The 19,010-nt window shown below is 49.8% G+C and carries 14 protein-coding genes; 4 read left to right on the forward strand and 10 right to left on the reverse strand.

The window, feature by feature from the left end; all coding sequences use genetic code 11:
* Positions 1-84 precede the first annotated feature (84 nt).
* Both EV294_RS08850 and EV294_RS08855 read right to left on the reverse strand, forming a co-directional pair.
* The gene (locus EV294_RS08850) at positions 85-3,960 is read right to left on the reverse strand and encodes a discoidin domain-containing protein (RefSeq protein WP_132305925.1); all 3,876 of its coding nucleotides are present in this window, start codon (positions 3,958-3,960) and stop codon (positions 85-87) included.
* A 297-nt stretch (positions 3,961-4,257) separates the two neighbouring features.
* Positions 4,258-7,077, reverse strand: coding sequence for a GxGYxYP domain-containing protein (locus EV294_RS08855; protein ID WP_132305927.1), 2,820 nt, complete (start codon positions 7,075-7,077; stop codon positions 4,258-4,260).
* A 318-nt stretch (positions 7,078-7,395) separates the two neighbouring features.
* Between EV294_RS08855 and EV294_RS08860 the strand changes: the two genes are divergently transcribed.
* Positions 7,396-8,910: a cobyric acid synthase gene (locus EV294_RS08860; protein ID WP_132305929.1), complete on the forward strand. Its 1,515-nt coding sequence runs from the start codon at positions 7,396-7,398 to the stop codon at positions 8,908-8,910.
* Between the two features lie 249 nt (positions 8,911-9,159).
* On the opposite strand, the gene EV294_RS08865 is transcribed toward EV294_RS08860, so the two are convergent.
* On the reverse strand, positions 9,160-10,131 hold the full coding sequence (locus EV294_RS08865) for an AraC family transcriptional regulator (protein WP_132305931.1): 972 nt from the start codon (positions 10,129-10,131) through the stop codon (positions 9,160-9,162).
* 182 nt (positions 10,132-10,313) lie between these two features.
* On the opposite strand from EV294_RS08865, the gene EV294_RS08870 reads away from it, so the two are divergent.
* Positions 10,314-11,723, forward strand: a complete 1,410-nt coding sequence (locus EV294_RS08870) for an MFS transporter (protein WP_132305933.1) — start codon at positions 10,314-10,316, stop codon at positions 11,721-11,723.
* 54 nt (positions 11,724-11,777) lie between these two features.
* Here EV294_RS08870 and EV294_RS08875 read toward each other — a convergent pair whose 3' ends face one another.
* Together EV294_RS08875 and EV294_RS08880 are read right to left on the reverse strand one after the other, a co-directional pair.
* Entirely contained in the window at positions 11,778-12,005 is a 228-nt protein-coding gene (locus EV294_RS08875; RefSeq protein WP_132305935.1) for an alpha/beta-type small acid-soluble spore protein, read from the reverse strand.
* Between the two features lie 100 nt (positions 12,006-12,105).
* Positions 12,106-14,043, reverse strand: coding sequence for a glycoside hydrolase family 127 protein (locus tag EV294_RS08880; RefSeq protein ID WP_132305937.1), 1,938 nt, complete (start codon positions 14,041-14,043; stop codon positions 12,106-12,108).
* Positions 14,044-14,196: 153 nt separating this feature from the next.
* Between EV294_RS08880 and EV294_RS08885 the strand changes: the two genes are divergently transcribed.
* A complete protein-coding gene (locus EV294_RS08885; RefSeq protein ID WP_132305939.1) occupies positions 14,197-15,033 on the forward strand; it encodes an AraC family transcriptional regulator in 837 nt (278 codons plus the stop codon).
* Positions 15,034-15,061: 28 nt separating this feature from the next.
* On the opposite strand, the gene EV294_RS08890 is transcribed toward EV294_RS08885, so the two are convergent.
* Together EV294_RS08890 and EV294_RS08895 are read right to left on the reverse strand one after the other, a co-directional pair.
* The gene (locus EV294_RS08890; protein WP_132305941.1) at positions 15,062-15,661 is read right to left on the reverse strand and encodes a hypothetical protein; all 600 of its coding nucleotides are present in this window, start codon (positions 15,659-15,661) and stop codon (positions 15,062-15,064) included.
* A gap of 110 nt (positions 15,662-15,771) precedes the next feature.
* Complete coding sequence (locus EV294_RS08895; RefSeq protein ID WP_132305943.1) at positions 15,772-16,017, reverse strand: hypothetical protein; 246 nt, start codon at positions 16,015-16,017, stop codon at positions 15,772-15,774.
* A gap of 348 nt (positions 16,018-16,365) precedes the next feature.
* On the opposite strand from EV294_RS08895, the gene EV294_RS08900 reads away from it, so the two are divergent.
* Positions 16,366-16,956, forward strand: coding sequence for a YjgB family protein (locus tag EV294_RS08900; protein ID WP_132305945.1), 591 nt, complete (start codon positions 16,366-16,368; stop codon positions 16,954-16,956).
* Between the two features lie 61 nt (positions 16,957-17,017).
* Here EV294_RS08900 and EV294_RS08905 read toward each other — a convergent pair whose 3' ends face one another.
* From EV294_RS08905 to EV294_RS08915, 3 genes are all read right to left on the reverse strand, one after another.
* A complete protein-coding gene (locus EV294_RS08905; protein ID WP_207918118.1) occupies positions 17,018-17,203 on the reverse strand; it encodes a hypothetical protein in 186 nt (61 codons plus the stop codon).
* Positions 17,204-17,205: 2 nt separating this feature from the next.
* Positions 17,206-17,886, reverse strand: coding sequence for a serine/threonine protein kinase (locus EV294_RS08910; RefSeq protein ID WP_132305947.1), 681 nt, complete (start codon positions 17,884-17,886; stop codon positions 17,206-17,208).
* A 583-nt stretch (positions 17,887-18,469) separates the two neighbouring features.
* The gene (locus EV294_RS08915) at positions 18,470-18,991 is read right to left on the reverse strand and encodes a hypothetical protein (RefSeq protein ID WP_132305949.1); all 522 of its coding nucleotides are present in this window, start codon (positions 18,989-18,991) and stop codon (positions 18,470-18,472) included.
* Between the last annotated feature and the right edge of the window lie 19 nt (positions 18,992-19,010).

Here is a 19,010-nt window from a genome sequence, read left to right on the forward strand (position 1 = left end):
GGATTGTATGAACGCCACGTTTTGTTTGTGTAAATGGCGGTTGAAAAAAGGACCACTCCAAGCTAACCGGAGTGGTCCTGTTCATTAGTTAAAGGTTAACGCAAATCCGCTTTGCACATAGTTCACGTTCGGGTAGGCGATATTTCTCGTGATCAGATTATTAAACGTTGCCGAACCGTTCCCCGTATAAGTGTAGATGGCCGCGCCCAGATGAGGGCCAGAGAATCTCGACGTCGTCACCCCGTCTTTGCCGGTACCGTCAATGGTAACATTGTTAAAGACGATATTCTCGAAGCCTCCTCCGTAACCGAACTGGATCGCATCACGCTGCGCATTAATGATATCCATGTTGGTAAAGGTTACATTTTTGATCGAATCGTTGGAAGCCTCCAGGTCGATCGCTCCCCGCTCCCCGTTGTACAAGTCCTGACTTGTGCCGCTATTAATGATCGTCGTGTCCGAGACCGTAATCCCCGTATTGTTCTGGAAGTGGTAGCCCGGGAAGACCGTATTCAGACGGACGCCGGACCCGCCAACGGTATCGATAATCACGTTGTGATCGGCTTTGTGTCCGCTGCCGCCAAAGAAGGCAATCCCCGCTGCGCGCCAGTTGTTCTCAATGGTGTTATAGGAGAACGTATTGTTTACGCCTGCGGGAGCGCCGTTTGTGTTACTCGTCCAGACCGCCAAGGCATCGTCTCCGTTATTGCGGAGATTGCTGTTGCGAACGATGGAATTGCTGGTGCCCTGCGAGAAGTTAACGCCGTCAGCCAGGTTATTGCGGATACGGCTGTTCTCGATTGTCAGCCCGTTCGCGTAAATCGCAGGCGTGTGGGCATAATCCCCCACCCAGAAGCCGCATTCGAAATGCTCCACCCATACGTCATGGATTTTGGAGTTGGTACCGAAGTTATCCATGAAGCCTTTGTATATCGCATTTTGCCCGTAACGGGATCGAAGCTTCGAATTCAGGTAGACGTTGCTGAAGTCCAGCTTGCCGGTAATCCGCAGGGAAATCCCTCCGCCAGCCGCATTGGGGTTCGTGAACTGGATATTCGTATACCAGTAGCCCGCTCCCGTAATCGTCAGGTTATTGATCATATTGCTGACCGAACCAATTTCCCACATACTGCCCAAATGGAATGTGCCAGCAGGGATATACAGGGTCTTATTGGCGGCAACGGCTGCCGTAACGGCAGCTTTAAAGGCAGTCAGGTCATCTTGGCCGTCATTGGCAATCGCGCCGTAATCGGTAACGGATACCGAATTGGACGGCTGGGCAATAGCGGTCGGAACCTGTTCGATTTCAATAAAGTCTACGCCGTATTCAATACTGTCGTTTCCTTTCTGAATACGAATGGTGTCGCCAGGCTGAAGCGGCGTATCCAGCTTCCAGTGCACTTCGTCAAACCGGAACAGCGGACGTCCTCCGCCAGGCGCGTCTGCCGGCATATCGCCCGAGAAATATTGCCAGTTATAATAGGAGGTTAAGGCAACGGTCTTCACCTTCACATTGTTGACATAGACGTCCAGTGAACCGTTCAGTCCCATGCCATCGGCCGAATCCGGCATAGTAAAGCGCATGGTTACGCCCGCTCCGCCTTCACCCTGCCGGACGGTCCATTGCAGATAAGAACCGCTCGATGGCAGCGAGATATATTTCTGGCCGGAAGCTTCCGAAGCTATTAAGGCTTGGTCAAAGGTTGGCGCGGATAACAGCGTTGCTCCGCCGCCGCGTGATGCGTCATCCGTATCATAGCGGGTATAGGGTACGCTTGCTCCGCGGATTGAGTACACGACCAGATTGGCGCTGCTGACGTTATTTCCTTGCTTGGATACCGCTTCATTGGCATCCGCCGCGATGGTTGTCGTTACGGTGTAATTACCGTTAACAGCCGTCCAGTTGCCCGGAATGCTTACGTTAGCCGAAGCACCCGAAGCCAAAGCACCGTTATAAGTGCCGTTGAACGTTTGAATCGTGGAACCGGCCGAATTTTTCAAAGCAACGGTAATGGCATGGGAGCCGCCTGCCGAAGCCACGCTACCCTGGTTTTTCAAATTAACCGTAAAGGCAATCGAATTGCCGGCTACCGGATTGCTTGGCGTCCATGATGTTGTTCCCACAAAATCGGCGCTTGCAATTGGCGCAACCACTAATGCCGCAACGTTGGTGTAGCTGTTATTATTGTCGTTAAGCTCGATGATGGCATTGTTCTCGTCTACTTTTGCGCTAGCCGAATAGTTCGCCGCTGTCTTGCTTCCGACATTTACGGATACCGGAGCTGAAGCACCCGCAGCTAATGCTGCAACCGCGGCGGAACCGGCAAGCTCGTTGTTCAGGTAGAAGTTGACGGTAGATGCGGCGGAGCCGGCACTGCCAGCGTTCTTAACCGTAGCGTTTAGCGTAATCGCGCTGGACTCGTCCGGGGAAGCCGGCGACCAGGACAAGCCGGTAATCGTCAAATCCGGATTGGCCGCAGGCGTGCCGAATACCTGGAACTCCGCAATTTGGCCTGCAGGAGCGCCCGAATTGGACGTTATGTTTAATTGAAGCCGTTTCACGGTTGCCGTAACCGGAATCGTCACGGTATTGCCGGATGCCGGATTAAAGGTATAAGACTGCGATGAAACAAGATTGCCGAAAGTTGTGGTCGCCTGATTGTGGCCAAGCACTTGAATCGTTTGGGTGCGCGTGCTCCACTCGCTTGCCGGATTCAGCTTTAACACGATGGAAGCGACATCATAGTTTTTGCCGAGATCAAGCGTCAGCGTGCTTGGGTTGCTGCCGCCTTCCCAATACGTGCTTGTATTGTTATCGTTGGCATTCGAAGCGGCGTACGTTTGCGTGCTAGACGACGCCGTTATCGTTTTGCCAATTGCGATATTATCGGTTGCCGGCGGTGTTGGCGTTGGCGTTGGCGTTGGCGTTGGTGTTGGCGTTGGCGTTGGCGTTGGTGTTGGCGTTGGCGTTGGCGTTGGCGTTGGTGTTGGCGTTGGTGTTGGCGTTGGTGTTGGTGTTGGCGTTGGCGTTGGCGTTGGCGTTGGCGTGCTGGAAGCCGTTACTTTGATCTCGTCGATGTTAATGTTGGCGGAGTCGCCCGCATCGTACTTGTAGCCAATCGTGTTGTTGCCCGCGTTAAGCGTAAGGGTCTCCGTCTTGGTCCCCCAAGTGTCCCAATTCGCCAGATTAGGCAGCGATGTTTGACGGATTTTTGTGCCATTGACATAAACGCTCACCGTTCTCGAAGCGCCGTTGGCATTGGCGTATTTCAAAGCGACATCATAGCTTCCGGCGGAGGTTACGTTGGCTGTAAAGGCCGTTGATGCCCCTTGCGTCCAATATCCGTCTACAAAACCTGTACCGGAGAAGCCCGCATGATCGGTATTCACCTTTGCTCCGCCCGATAAAACAGCGGCTTCCGCTTGATATGTACCTGGCGTTGCAGGAGAGCTCGCCCCATAAATCTCGAACTCGGATAACTGTGCCGCAGGCCATCCGGTGTTAGCCGTAACGCTCAAACGGACATAACGGGTGCTAGCCGCCGCAAAGTTAATCGTAACCGTGTTGTTCTGAACGGATGGATCGAATACATAACCGGTTGAAGCAACGATGTTTGTAAAAGTCGAGCCGTCCGCGCTTCCTTGGACTGCCAGGGTTTGCGTCCGCGCGCCCCAGCCTGCAGGCAGCTTCAGCACAATCTGGTCGATGCTCGTAATGGCGCCCAGGTCAACCTGAATCCATTGCGGGAACGCGTTATTCGCGCTTTCCCAATAAGTGGCCTGATTACTGTCTTTAACATTGTCGGGCGAATACGTTTGCGATTGTCCGCTTGCGGTAATGGTCTTGCCAAGGGTTAAATTCGTTCCTCCCGCAGCGGAGACGGGCTTTCCAATGGATACGAGCAGGCTGGTGATCAGCATCGTGGCAATCAGCAGCCATGCGACATGCTTGTTGCGCATTCTATTCCTCCTCAAATGATAACTCGGATTGGCCTTTCCCCTGGAAGCGATTACAAGTTGTCCCTTAACGGTCCTCCTTTCATTGGCATATCTCTAATTATAGGAAGGATAAGGCGCTGGCAATAAGATGCAATACTACGGAAAATGTATGTATTTCCAAGATGATCAAGCCGGAGTTTCCCTATTCGAACCAAAAACAGCCCCATAAAGGGGCTTCTTCCAAGCTATCGCCGCAGTTTATTTTATGAAATAAAAAATAGGGACGCATGTTTAACATACGCCCCCAGCTTTCGCAATCTAGTTAACTGTAAGGTTATCCACCGTTACCGTCGCCTTATCCGCATACCATACTCGAAACTCGAGATTCCGGTTTAGAGTCTGGTTGAAGGATAACTTGAAATCCTGGTACTGGTTCGCCGACGCGAACTGCTGACGAGAGATCTTCGCTTGTTTCACAACGGATTTTGATGCCGCATCCCAAACATCTATAACGGCTACTACGTCTTTGTCTGATGTATTGTTATCGATTTTCATTCGATAAGTAATCGTATGCTTCCCCACCGGAACGTTTGTATCGTTAGGACCGTGCAGCATATATCCCGTTCCATCAAGCGACGGCGTAGCCTGCCAGCCATCTCCGCTCGCACGTCCCTGCTCATGCCCGACAACGGCACCTTCCGCTTCATACTTGCCATTGCTTTTTGTTACCGTTACCTTATCGATGCCAATTGTTGCTTTATCCTGGTAATAAGCCTTCAATTCCAGGCTGCTTCCTCGCGGATTGTCAAAGGACAAGTTGAAGTCCTGATACGTATGGTTCGTTTTGAACTGATTACGGTACACGTCAACCGAAGCAAGGGTATGCCCGGTTGCGTTATCGCGAACTTCAAGCGTAACGACATTATCGTTAGCACCTGCGTTGGAATCGATCTTCATCTTGAAGGTCGCCGTATTGCTGCCTGCAGGAATGGTGTTGTCAGCATTGCCGGACAGCATGTAGCCTGCTTTGTCCGCGCTTACGCTTGCCGACCAATCGCTGCCGCTCGCCGCGCCTGTTTCATGCGAGAATGCCGTTTCCGCCTCATATTGCTTTACGACTGCGGACGGATCGATAGGAAGCTGGTTATTTTCGCGCATTAATTGGAAATAAGTATCCGGTCTGACAAAAACAATATCGCTGTTGCTGCTAAAGTTATTTACCGCGTTGACAATCATCTGGTACGAAACATCCCACGGATTAGATTGAATGCTCACAAAACGAGGAGCTGTTCCATCCCAGCCGGCAATCGCGTGATTAATCTCGGAAATAATCGTTGCCTCGGAGTAACAATACGTTGCGCTTAGTCCCTGCGTAGGCAGCGAGTTGCCGTAGATGGTAATCGGACTGCCGGCGTTTTGGCCCGTTAAACCCAATAAGGACGGCGCATATTGGGCAAAGCTTTCTCCCACGTTCGGATTAATGCCGCCTGTGATGGTATTCCAGATGGTGGCGACCTTTAATCCCGCACGATTCATATAATCGTTGGATAGTGCGACGAATTTATTCAAATAGGTTTGATTCGCCCATGCGTTCGGATACGTATAGCCAAAACCGGACGGTCCTGCAATAAGCGCGTCATTTGGCGTAGCGGAATCGTACAAATAATTCAACACGCCAGGCATCGCATCGAGCATGGCCGGCGATACCGTCCAGCCGAGCGGTACCGTTCCGCGGTTGGGTGAATCCCAAATTTTCTTAAAGCGGTGTTCCATGTACTGCAGATTATCGCCGTCGCTCAAAATAAGCGAGACATAAATTTTGTTCTGAAGCGGCGGTTTATTCGGCACCGGCTTCACGTTTACATTTCTGGAAGTGCCTCCGAATACCGTGAGGTTGGAGGACCAGTCGCTGGCAATCGTTGAAATGCCATATTCGGAAGCGGCTTGTACGCCGATTGCCTCATCCGGCCACCAGCCCATGTAAACTCCGCTGCCTGCTGGCATATCGGCGAAGAAGCTTTGCAGAAGGGTCTTCTCCGCCGGGACAGAAGGATTCAGCCAGATGACAGCCGCGCCGGTTGCCGTCGCATAATCGCGGAGAGCGCCTTTAATGCCCGGACTTAATCCAATAATGAGATTATGGGACAGCGAGGACCAATAATGATCATGCAAATATTGATACACTTCAAGCTTCGTGCTGAAATCCCCGCGCAAATCGTCAAGGATCGGCAGATTGTACGGTGCGGAGGTCAGTTTGCCAACCAGGCTTGGCGGCGCAACAATGGCTCCGGACTGCGCGGCGATTGTTGTAGCCAGGTTTACCGTATCCGGCAAGGCATCGTCATAAACGACGATTCCGTTAATCTCGCTGGCATATTTGGTAAGCAGCGACCAGTTGTCCGCCACATCTTCATGTCCCATTCCCAGGTCATTCAGCCATTTATCTTTTCCGTCTTCGTTTCTGACGTTGTCATCATACGTATAGATCCTTGGCTGCGTTTTATTGACAAGCCCCTTGAGTGTCGTAAATAAGACCGTTTCATCCGATTTCCCTTGCTGGATGGAGCCCACAGCATCTACTTTGGTGTAAGCCCGGCCATACCAGTACACCCTGAATTCTAACTCATGGCCGATGGCCGGGTTATTGTAGTTGAGCGTAAATCGCTCGTATGTTCCTACCTTCGTCCATTGCTTCCGGGTAATGTCACGGCTTGCCAATACCTGCCCGGTCGTGTTGTCTCTGACATCAACCGTAACAATGAGATCATCGTTAGCCGTATTATTATCGATAATCATATCAAAATAAGCCTGATTTTCACCTGCCGGAATATCTTTAGCATACGGCCCGTAAACCATATGCTTATTCGGAGCATCGATTGATGTTTGCGCCAGCCAACCATTGCTCTCCAAACGCCCGGTACCATGTCCGATCTGTTTTCCTTCCGCCTCATATCGATATTCCGTAACCAAATTCATAACGTCGAGCGTGGGAGCCGGCGCCGAGAAAGACGGCAGGATTTGCTCTGAGGGCCAGCTTAATCCGGCCGCCTCCGCTTTGGGAAGCCCCACGAATGGAGAAGATGCAGCCATGATAACGGTTGCAAGCAAGACTGCGCCAAATTTCCTATTCCATTTCATCTTTAGTCTCCTTTTCCTCTTACGGTATTGGGTTTAACTTTTAGGCAAAAGCCTTACCTATCGCCGATTTCCTCTTCCTATCACCTGCCTTCGCTTTTACCTGCCATGCAACGCCATACAACAGCGAATAAGCGGCCCACAATCATTCCAATTGCCCCTAAATATGTAAGCGCTTATTTCGTTGAAGATTATAACACCTATATTATTTATATTCAATATATCATATTTTCTCATTCTTCCCCTAACCTATGACATGGTTTATATTGAGAGACAAGACTATTATCGACTTACGAAGTTGCAATCGAAGGGGGCACAAGCTTGAATAAGGCATCCACCATTATGGTGCAGGGCACCGCATCGGACGTAGGAAAAAGCGTGCTGACGACGGCGTTATGCCGTATTTTCTTACAGGACGGACGGAAAACAGCGCCTTTCAAATCGCAAAACATGGCTCTTAATTCCTATGTAACGCTTGACGGCAAGGAGATCGGCCGAGCGCAAGGCGTGCAGGCGGAGGCTTGCGGGATTGCGGCAACGACCGATATGAATCCGATTCTGATCAAGCCTACCGGAGAGATGAAGGCACAAATCGTCGTACACGGCAGACCGCTGGAGGAAATGAGCGCCTGGCGATACCGCGAGGAGTATATTCCTCTAGCCGAAGGCATTGTACGGGAGGCATTGGACCGCCTTCGCGCGGAGCATGATATTATCGTGCTGGAAGGCGCGGGAAGCCCGGCCGAGATTAATCTGAAGGACCGGGATATCGTAAATATGCGCATGGCCCAATGGGCCGATGCCCCCGTCGTGCTGGTCGCGGATATCGACCGGGGCGGCGTCTTCGCCTCTATCGTGGGAACAATGGAACTGCTGGAAGAGGACGAACGAAGCCGGGTAAAAGGATTTATCATTAATAAATTTCGCGGCGACATCAGCCTGCTGCAATCCGGTTTGGATTGGCTGGAAGAACGTACCGGCATACCCGTGCTTGGGGTTATCCCCTATCTGCCAAGGCTGGATATTGAAGCGGAGGACTCGGTTGTGCTGGAGAAGCTGGCGGATCAAGGTGCGGATAAAAACAAGGAAATCGACATCGCGGTTATCCGGCTGCCCCGTATTTCCAACTTCACCGATTGCGATCCGCTGGAGGCAGAGCCGGATGTCTTGCTTCGTTATGCGGGGAGCGTGGACGAGTTGGGGCATCCCGACATCATCCTTATTCCGGGCTCGAAGAATACGCTGGAAGACCTTCTGTTCTTGAGGAAAACCGGCCTGGCAGACGCTATCGCCAAGCATGTTGCGAAAGGACGCTGGCTTGCCGGCATTTGCGGAGGCTACCAAATGCTCGGACGTAAGCTGCATGATCCTTATCAAGTCGAATCCACGCAAATCGAAGCAAATGGCCTTGGCTACCTTCCGCTTGCCACAGCCTTCTATCCGGAGAAGAGGACGGAACGAGTCAGCGGCGCTGTTGCCAAGGGGCATCCCGATTGGCCGGCCATGCAAGGTTTCGCCATCGAGGGGTACGAGATTCATATGGGACAGACCACGCCTCTCGCTCAGGTTCATCCCCTTCTGACCATAAACGGTCAACCGGAAGGAGCCGTCTCGGAGGACGGCCTGGTCTTCGGAACATACGTACACGGAATTTTTCATAACGACGATTTCCGCAGACAATACTTGAACATGGTGCGCGCGCGTAAAAATCTGGCTCCAATCGAAGAGATCTTGCGGTTTCGCAGCAGACAGCTCGAAGCTTTTGACCGGCTGGCCGCGCATGTCCGCGCTCATCTGGATATGGAGAAGGTTTATGGCATTCTGAACAAAGAATAGCCAGCAAAAAATCTATTTATTATATTGAAATAATATAATATATATCCTATATAACAAATTATTTTGTTTGTTTCATCCTAATGCAAAAAGAAAAAGAGACATCGACCGATGTCTCTTTTATCGTAAGTTCTTAGGCTATTATTTCGATGCTTTTTCGCTTCGGTGCAAGCTCTGCCGCCTGGCGGAGCGCTTCCTTGAGGCTTGGTCGCCCGCTCTTCAAAGCTCTATAATCGCTCTGGCATCATCTTCTTATATAGGATCCTCGAATTCCGCGCCGCCCGACGCTTTGCGCAGCGTCTTGATATCCTGAAGAGGCGGCTGGCCGAATAGTCTACGGTATTCCCGGTTGAACTGCGACGGGCTTTCATAGCCAACAGAAAGGGCCGCTGTCGTAGCTCCTACCGGACCGCTCAGCATTAATCTCCTCGCTTCCTGCAGGCGCAGCTGCTTCTGATACTGCAAAGGCCCCATCGTCGTGATGGCTTTGAATTTATGATGAAGTCCGGAAGTGCTCATATTGCACGATTTCGCAAGCTCCTCGACTGTAAAGGAGTGGGTGTAGTTCTCCTGGATCCATTGAATGGCCTTGGCTATTCCGTCCGCCCGTTGGTCAAACAACACCTTTTGCATAAACAAATGCCCAAAATCCCCTGTCAGCAGGTTGAATATCATTTCCTTCTTCAGCAGCTCGGACAGAAACCGGGCTTCCTTCGGTTTGTCGATTAACTTCAGCAGCCGGTAGAAAATATCCAGCAGATCGGCATCGGATTTCCCGATAAAAGCGGCGGAAGACAAGTCCTTTTCTTTGGGCTCCGCGGCAATCTCGGCCTCCATGACGACGGAAGCAATTTCTTGCGTCGTGAAATCGACCCGCAGTCCGATATAAGGATGTTCTGCCGTTGCTTCCACCACCTGCCCAAATGCAGGGATGTCGAGCAGCGATGCAACGTAATCTCCCTCTCTGTAATGAAAGATATCCTGACCCAGATACAGCTTCTTCTCCCCTTGGAGAATCAGACAAAAAGATGGAGTCAACACGCCTGGACATCGAACCGTATCGTGACTGCGTTTGACGATGGACAGGAAAGGCACGATCGTTGTGTTCCGCCCTTCCTCCAGCGTCATCCGTTCCGTCATCGCTATAAGCTGATCCAGCGTTTTCTTGTAAATCGAAATGCTTTTCCCTCCCGTTGTCCGGGAATCCTTTGTTTGCTCCGGCATATCCGTTTTCCCTCCCGCCTTGTTCCTGATTATATAAGCATTCTTGACGAGTGGAAAGCAAAAGATTAGCTGAATTGCAGGTTTAGGCAACTTTTAAGCAGGAAAGATCTACTTCGCGCCGCCGATTCCATTCATAATAGCTTTCAGAAACACTATTCCGGAGCAAAGAAAGGAACGTGCACATGCATCAGTCCAAATGGATTATTCTCACGATTATTATCGCGTGCCAGCTTATTGTCGTGCTTGACGCGTCCGTTATGGTAACGGCTATTCCCCAAATCGGCAGGGCTCTTCACATGTCGACAACCAGCTTGACTTGGGTTCATAACAGCTATATTCTCGCCTTCGGAGGCTTCCTGCTGCTTGGCGCCCGGGCGGGAGATCTGCTCGGGCGCAGACGAATGCTTGGCATAGGAATCGGGCTCTTCTCCTTAACCTCATTCCTTGCGGGCATAGCGCCAACGGCTGAATTCCTGCTTATCTCTCGGGCCCTTCAAGGCTTCGCCGCCGCACTCGCCACGCCTGCTGCGCTTGCCCTGCTGTCTGCAACCTTTGTCGAGGCGAAGGAACGCTCCCGGGCGATTTCCATGTATAGCGCCGTCTCGGCTGCAGGCGGCAGCATCGGCCTTATTCTTGGCGGATTTTTCACCGATTTTGTCTCCTGGCGCTTCGGTATGTTTATTAATGTACCCATCGGAATCGCTTTGCTGTACCTGGTTCAAAAATTTATTCAGCCGACAACCATCAGAGCCGGCCGCTTTGATCTTGGCGGTGCGCTAACCTCCGTGATCGGCATGACGTCCTTGGTTTACGGCTTGGTGCAGGCAGCGGATTATGGCTGGGGCAATCCCGCCACATGGATTCCGCTTGCGGCCGGAATCGTCCTTTTGGCGGTATTCGTTCTTATTGAATCCCGGGCGGCGGAGCCGATTATCCCGCTGCGATTGTTTGCGAACCGCCAGCGCTCGGGGGCTTATCTGGGCAGATTTCTAATGGTAGGCGGGAATTTTTCCCTCTTTTTCTTCATACCGCAATATTTGCAAAATGCCCTCGGGTTCAGCTCTTTCGAGGCGGGTCTTGCGTTCCTGCCGTTCACCGTTGCGCAGTTCGGAATTATGTACCTGATCCCCGGACTGGTTCGGCGGTTTGGCAATATCAAAGTGCTGTCTGCCGGCTTGATCATCGCGATTATCGGTACTCTTCTGTTAAGCCGGATCGTCTCTGAACAGACTTCGTTCTTCCCGAACGTATTTATTCTGCTCGCGATCATGGGCATAGGCGCAGGAATGGTCTTCCAGCCGCTTACGGCGATGGGTCTGGCCGGCGTGCAGCCGCAGGATAGCGGTGCGGCTTCAGGCTTGGTCAATGTCGCCCATCAGAGCGGTGCTTCCTTGGGTCTTGCGGTTCTTATTACGGTGTTTAATACCTCGAGCCGCGCGGAACATCCTTCGGTAACGGAATTTACGCATGCGGTCTCGAATTCCATCTTGGGATCCGTCTTCTTTATCGTTTCGGCTTTGCTGGTGACGTTTATATGCTTTGCATCCGTTCGTCAGGTAACCGGCAAACGGGCTCTGGAGGCGAATAAATAAAAACGGCAAAAAAGGCTGCTTACGCGAGTAGGCAGCCTTGTCTGCGTGCTATTTCTAACGACGGAAGTTATTGGATGCGCCGCCGAGGCTTTGCTCAGCGATTTCAACCAAACGGCGAGTAATCGATCCGCCAATTTTTCCGGCATTATAAGTTGTAATATCACCGTTGTAACCATCACGCGATAAGGAAATACCGAGCTCTGAAGCCACTTCGAATTTGATTTGATCCAAAGCTTGCGCTGCTTGTGGTACCACTAAAGTGTTGCTGTTGCTTCTAGCCATTGAAAAGCCCTCCTAATGTGTTGGTTTGTATTGTAATTTATGGTGCTGAAATTAATTTCTCCAGCTGCAACCACATTATGCAAGATGCCGGAAAACTTTTTTAATAACGGAGCCACACGTTCATTTCGCCGGGCTCCCGATTGCCCCACAGATAGTAAGGAATCGCTTTGAAACGCACGGTCTCTCTCTTCCTGATTAACGGCTGATAAGGCTGTCCTTCCGTCCAGCCGGAGCTATCCAACACAACTCCGTTCCCTTCCACAACGATGCAGCCGCCAAGCAGCTCCGAAGCAATGCTTGCTGTCAGCTCCGGTTCTTCCGCAAGCGACAGGGAGGCCAGCGGCTTGCCATTGTCCGCTTCTTCCACGCAGTAGACGAGCGGACCGCGCTGAATGGCGGCTTTTCCCGCGTCCGCGCGAATCAACGGATTCGCGGCAATCAGCTGCGTTTCGATTGGCAGCAGCCATTCTGCCTGATCGCCGTCTTGCCATACGCGGTATACGGTAGCATAACCCTTCTCCACGTGGTAACGGACTTGCTCTCCGTTTATTTTCAACACGGGCTCTTTCGCATGGAACCAGTTCGGAATCCGGAGCGCAAGGATAAACGGAGCATCGTTTTTGTTTTCCTTCACGGATACCTTAAATTCTACAAGGCCGTTCCACGGGAGCTCCGACTTTTGGCTTAGAACGATCTTCCGGTCACTCGTCTCGAATGCGGCCTCGCTTCCGATAAACAAATGGACATGGACGCTTGAGCCATCCTCCGACACATCGTAAATGTATTCGTCCAGCGAACCAAGCAGACGGGCTACGTTAGGCGGGCAGCAGGAGCACCCGAACCATTTCTGCCTAACCGGCTTCACATGGAATTTATCCGGGTTCTTGGCGCTCGCTTCCGGCCATACCTCAAGCGGATTCACGTAGAAGAAATGTTTGCCGTCCTTCGCCATGCTTCCAAGAACGTTATTGTACAAAGCCCGCTCCATTACGTCGGCATATTCGCTTTTGGCTTCCAGCCGAAGCATGCGCCGTGCCCAGAAGATCAGGCCGATTGACGCGCAGGTCTCCGCGTATACGGTATCGTTGGGAAGATCGTGGTCGAACGTAAAAGCTTCCCCGAGATGCGTCGCTCCAATTCCCCCGGTAATGTACATTTGCTTGCCCGTCGTATTCGCCCATAGCCGCTCGCATGCTTCTCGAAGCTTGACGTCTCCGGTTAAGCGTGCGAGATCCGCCATTGCGCTATACAGATATACCGCGCGGACGGCATGCCCTGCGGCAACCGGCTGCTCTCGAACCGGAAGATGGCTCTGGTAAACCTCCAGATTAGGCTCCCCTTGTGCCCAAATCGTTGTCCGACCGCGGCGCTCCCATTCCTCGAGAAAATAACTCGGCTTGCTGCCGCGTTCATCGATAAAGTACAAGCTTAGATTCAGATAGCGCTCATCTCCGGTTGCCTGATACAGCTTGACTAATGCAAGCTCCACCTCCGGATGTCCGCAATAGGCACGTTTTTGCCCCGGCTTCGTACCGAACAAGCTTGCGATAAGGTCGGCAAAACGACGGGAAATATCGAGCAGCTTGCGCTTGCCCGTTGCCCCGTAATAAGCAACAGCCGCTTCGAACAAATGACCAGCGCAATACAGCTCATGCGCTTCGTACAGGTTGGACCACTCTTTGCCCGGCTCCTGGATCGTGAAATAAGTGTTTAAATAGCCGTTCTCCCGTTGGGCTTGTCCAATCAGATCGATAGCTTCATCCGCTATTTTTTCCAGCTCCGGATCGGGCTGACGTTGAAGCGAATAAGCAACTGCCTCCAGCCACTTGTACAGATCGCTGTCCTGAAAAATCCATCCGCCGAACTCGCCCTTCTCCAGGCCGGCGGCAATCCGGAAATTACGGATCGAATAGCTGGGCTCCGCGTCTTGAACCCGGTCGTTCAGAGCCTCCCACTGATAAGGGATAACGGTTTCGCGCACTAGCTGTGTATATTCATTCCAAAAATCATCCTTGATGGTGATCAACGTGTCCTTCATCGAAATCCTCCTTCACATGAATGCCTAGCTTTCATAAAACGATAAAAATTGACTCCTCGTAAGTTCGAGTATATGCTTTATTCGTCCTATTCAACAGGAACGGAATGAACTTTTTCTTATACAAAATGACACAGTCCGGGATGTGAAATTTCCTTGAGCAAAGACAACTTCGTGGAACTGCAAACCCCGCCCCTCCCTTACTATTGGGAGTCTGGACGCTCCGAATTTCGGGTTGGCGACCGGCATCCCAATCGGAGAAGCTTTGGCATATTCGACTTGATCATTGTGGCTGAAGGAGAGCTGTTTATTGGGGAGAACGGCCGGGAATGGTCGCTTGGCAAAGGGGATACCCTTCTATTGCTGCCGGACGACGAACACTATTCGGTGAAGCCTTGCGAGCAGCATACCGTTTTTTACTGGGTTCATTTCGAGCATCTGATCTGGAGATCGCATGCCAAAGAAGGAGCTTCGGCAAAATCCTTCTTGAATCCTCACCTCATCCGGATTCCAAAGCAGATCTCCCTGAATGATCCCGAGAGTGCCTTTAAGCTGATGCGTCAGCTCCTCGAGCTGACTGTCGGGGATTCCTTCTGGGAGGAGCAAAGCTTGTTGGCTCGTCTTCTCGCGCTGCTCGAAAGCGAAAGCTTGAACAATACCAGCACGCCGGCAACCCGTCTCGCGGAAAAAGCCGCCTTTTATCTGCAGCAAAATTTTCGGAAAGACATTACGAACGAGCTGCTTGCAGACGAGCTGCACTTCCATCCCAATTACATCGTTCGCTGCATGAAGAAGAGATACGGCATGACGCCTAGCGGCTACTTGCTGGAATTCCGGCTGGATCGGGCGAAGAAGCTGCTCGTTTCCTCCGAGTGGTCGATTGAACGAATTGCCGAAGAGGTCGGCTTCCGGTACGCCCCTTATTTCACGGCCTGCTTCAAGCGCAGGGAGGGCATTTCCCCGCTGCGTTACCGCAAATCGATCCAGCAATGAAAAAAATCGAACAAAAAAAGCCGATAGCTTATCGGCTTTCTCTTTGCTTGAGCAAATTGATTATTCGTTCATAGTCATAAATGTTATAGGTTTTAAACGCTAATTTATGCATGCTGCCGCCTTCCGTGAATGGAAAGATGACATAATCGTCATCCCTCTCGAAATCCAACGAAAGACTATCCTTGCCGATTTCCTTAATGAGCACGGCTTCCGACTCCGCCTGGAACAATGATTTTTTCATGACTCTGACTGCGTCGTCCGTAAAGACAAAAAAACCTTTGAACCGCACATCGTCTATCAAAATCGTCAGATCCTTAATCTTGGCATCGGCTGCTTCAGCAATCTTCTTCTCTACGCTGCTGGATGAGGTTGACTGGAACATCGACAAAATGCCGGATTGAACCGGTTGATCAGCATTAAATCTGTTCACCAGCTTCTGCAGCAGATTAACCATCTCCGATAAGCCTATAAAGATAAAGCCTGCCGTAACCCCCGACAGCCACCAGTACAAGGCCGTGATCAAGTGAAAGCCATCATCGTTTATTCCAAATAGGAGGCCTGTAATAAATCCAATGGCAAGCAGCAAAATTCCGATACCCATCAACCATGTTGAAATAACATTTCTCATTTATGAGGACTCCTTGTCAGGCGAAAATTTTCCTATTGGCATCATAGCAAAATTCAGTAGATTGGACTAGTTATTTCTTCCAAATAAGGAGCCTCTTTGATATTTCTGCCTTAACTATACACTCTTTCGATTTCTTTATTAAACCAGTGAATATAACCGCAGCGGTCACAGATCAATAGATTTGCAGAACGGTTAGCAAAATCAAGATTAAGGAAACTCATAAAAGCAGTGTTTAATTGCGCGTAACTCTTTTCGAATTTATTATAGTGGCAATGCACGCAAAGAACCGTAATGCCATTCGCGCTATATTCACCAGGCCCCTTGGCTTCCTTGAGATTTTTGGCAAACAACTTCATAAATCTTTTCGCCCCGGCTATTATCCTTCATCCTCTCTTGGAACCTTCTATTCTTTCAATGCCAAATTAATAAGCTTTGAAGCTCTTCGATCTGTTCCTTCAAGAAATCACCTCGTTTCCGCCTCCTATATACGATAAGTTGAATCCTTCTTCTGCCTTTGAATTTACCCGTAAGATTAAATCACAGCGATATTATTTGAATTGTACCATAAACTGGAATGCCCTCCTCTAATACGAGGTAATTATTTACAACAAACTTTATTTGCAACAATTAGAGATGTACATGCGTCAAAGCTAATGCAACTTGAACGGGGAACATACCCCGACATCCCGAGGAGGTAGAAAATAATGAAATTTTATAAATCCATGAAAAAAATTGCGGTGGCTACCGTGGCTGCCGGAACTTTAGCTTTGACTGCCGTAGGAACCGTCCCATCCCAAGCAGCTGCCGCTCAAAGTGCCGCTCCCGTCGATGCGCACGCGAAAGCTTTCCAAACGTTAATGAGCTTCTATAAGCCTGCCCTTAACGGCCAGTTCCCTAACTTCCACGGCTTCACGATTGGTTCAACTACGCATGCGTCGGTTATCAAAGCGATCGGAGAAGCTGAATCTCCCGCGAAAGATTCCGACGGCTTCGATGTTTACCATGCCGAAATGGGGCATCCCGGATATGCGATCAGCTATAAGCTAGGTAAAATCAAGGAAATGCGCTACTTCGGAACAAATGTTGAGCGAGAGACCAACTTGGGGGGAATTACCGTCAAGATGCTTACTCAACACTGGGGTACCCCCGATGAGTCCGTCCTGATTAAGTCGGGCAAAACCGTGCAAAAGAAAATCACCTATGTTCGTGGCAAATACCAACTTGAATTCATCTTTGACGGCACGAGCGGAACAGGGTTAAACCATATTAACCTTGTAAACAAAACAATTAAGTAAAGAAAAATTAAAGGCAGATGGTCTACCTAAGACCATCTGCCTTTATCCAAAACTAAGCCTATTAATCCGGGAAAATAATTTCGCCTTCGTCACTACTGACATCAAAAAATCCTGCCTTGCATTCTACGGCTAACTCTCGCAAGGCCGAATACGCTTCATCGGCTACGGAATAGGCGAAAGCCGAATAGATGACGGCTGAGCCCAACGAGTAATCGGTTAACCGGTTATCCGTTCCGGCTTCCTCCATGTTTATTTACGCTTACCCAAGAAAAGTTGACTAACCCGTTTAGAGAAGTCTTCTATTCCAAAGCTTGCCGTATCTATCCGGTTGTACCAATTCGTTATCGTTTCCAATATCCATAAAGGGATCTGCACTCCGCTAATCATAGGGTAAAAATGTTTGTATGACCATACCAAGTGCTCCCAGCGGCTATCGTTTCCGTCCTTGCAATACTCCGATACATCAAGAACTTTTCCTCTCCCGTCCTGCAGGAGTACATTTTTAAGATGAATATCTCTTGGGTTCATTCCTTGGCTGCGAATAAACTCACGGGCATTTTCAACGTCCCGGATCACTTGCTCCGGAACAGGGATCCCTTGCAGAAGACAGTCATACAAAGTAATTCCTTGTTCAAAGCTTAATACCAAATAGTTCGATCCGGTACCATAACAACGGGGAAAATAGGGAGATCCTTGCAGACGTTCATAGATGCCTGCTTCCACGTCCTTCTTCTCCAATGACTGGGCGGTGTACACTTTATATGCATAATTAGGGGTCTCCGAGTGATAAAAAACCGCTGCATCCGTTCCTATGCCGATGCAACGCAAATCTTCCGAGAAACCGACAACGGAAACCGGTTTATTATTTTCATATCCAACAACCTCGATGCTTTTTAATGCTTCTTCAACTTGTTTCCAGTCTTCAATCACAAGATATGCTCCTTCTTTCACTTGGATATTGATAATAGTTTTACGTTCACCATGCGATAACTGTTTCAACTATATCCTGGCATAAGAAAAAACGACTGTGCGAATGCACGGCCGGTTGTTTCAATTATGGTTATTACTTGCTTTCGCTGTGACTCAACTCTAGCAGGGATGACTACCCCAAATCTAATGTAGTCCAACCATGTTTGGTAAGCGAATCGTTCGTTTTCCTAAATTGGGCATAAGCCCTTCTACTTCTTAGGTTGCCTATTATCTTCAGAAAGCTACTCCTATAAGGATATACGAAACGCGTCCTAGGCTCCGTAAACAATTCTATGTACATAGGATTATCGAAAGCATCCCTCAAACCAACGCAGCTTGATGAATGGATGCTTCGATCTTCTCCTTCAAATAAGTCAGAACGATTTAAATAAAGGACCCCGTTTTTTCTGCATTCCATAAAGTCGATTAAAACTTCCGCGTGCTGATCATTAAAATAGGCTAACCCGCATGACGTTATGTTCTTGATTCTGGAATGGTGAATAACGATCAACATCTTCTCCTCCATTCAACGAGACATAATAACTCATTCCAAGATTAACTTTCCCCTATAGACATACTTGTCATCGGAGGAAATTTCAATACTGGTGCTCCCTAGCTTATTGTTGCGGTTGTATGCCGTAAACTTGATTATAGTTTTATATTGCACTTTATTTTCTTCCGTTAAAGGCGACCAATAGATCGTTTCACCTGGCTTCACTTGGGCTTTGTTCCCTTGCGCATTTACTTTACCATCCGAAGATTTCCAAAATAACAGCTCCCCTTCAGAGGAGCGAACTATAATCCGCGTTGCTTCATTATTAGAGATTGTAATTGGAAAACCCGGTACACTGCTCATAAACAGCGTGTATTCGGCGAGAGGAAACGCAACCTCAGGCGGGTGAAACCTTTTATTAGGAGTCCCGAATTGAAAGATAAGCATGATCCCGATAAGAAGGATTAAGCTAAACATACTGACCGCAATAACAACCGTTAATTTCCCGGAGAATCTATTATTTCTGTGCGACCGTGAATCATCGAGATTTTTTATTGCTCCCATATCGCTCATTCTTCCAATCGCACCTTCC

It is taken from the genome of Paenibacillus sp. BK033 (genome assembly GCF_004345425.1).
Taxonomy (GTDB): Bacteria; Bacillota; Bacilli; order Paenibacillales; family Paenibacillaceae; genus Pristimantibacillus.

What these genes read in the sequence shown, in the direction of transcription:
- EV294_RS08850 (WP_132305925.1), bottom strand. Translation starts at nt 3,960, where the DNA reads ATGCGCAACAAGCATGTCGCATGGCTGCTGATTGCCACGATGCTGATC.
- EV294_RS08855 (WP_132305927.1), bottom strand. Translation starts at nt 7,077, where the DNA reads ATGAAATGGAATAGGAAATTTGGCGCAGTCTTGCTTGCAACCGTTATC.
- EV294_RS08865 (WP_132305931.1), bottom strand. Translation starts at nt 10,131, where the DNA reads ATGCCGGAGCAAACAAAGGATTCCCGGACAACGGGAGGGAAAAGCATT.
- EV294_RS08870 (WP_132305933.1), top strand. Translation starts at nt 10,314, where the DNA reads ATGCATCAGTCCAAATGGATTATTCTCACGATTATTATCGCGTGCCAG.
- EV294_RS08875 (WP_132305935.1), bottom strand. Translation starts at nt 12,005, where the DNA reads ATGGCTAGAAGCAACAGCAACACTTTAGTGGTACCACAAGCAGCGCAA.
- EV294_RS08880 (WP_132305937.1), bottom strand. Translation starts at nt 14,043, where the DNA reads ATGAAGGACACGTTGATCACCATCAAGGATGATTTTTGGAATGAATAT.
- EV294_RS08890 (WP_132305941.1), bottom strand. Translation starts at nt 15,661, where the DNA reads ATGAGAAATGTTATTTCAACATGGTTGATGGGTATCGGAATTTTGCTG.
- EV294_RS08895 (WP_132305943.1), bottom strand. Translation starts at nt 16,017, where the DNA reads ATGAAGTTGTTTGCCAAAAATCTCAAGGAAGCCAAGGGGCCTGGTGAA.
- EV294_RS08900 (WP_132305945.1), top strand. Translation starts at nt 16,366, where the DNA reads ATGAAATTTTATAAATCCATGAAAAAAATTGCGGTGGCTACCGTGGCT.
- EV294_RS08905 (WP_207918118.1), bottom strand. Translation starts at nt 17,203, where the DNA reads ATGGAGGAAGCCGGAACGGATAACCGGTTAACCGATTACTCGTTGGGC.
- EV294_RS08915 (WP_132305949.1), bottom strand. Translation starts at nt 18,991, where the DNA reads ATGAGCGATATGGGAGCAATAAAAAATCTCGATGATTCACGGTCGCAC.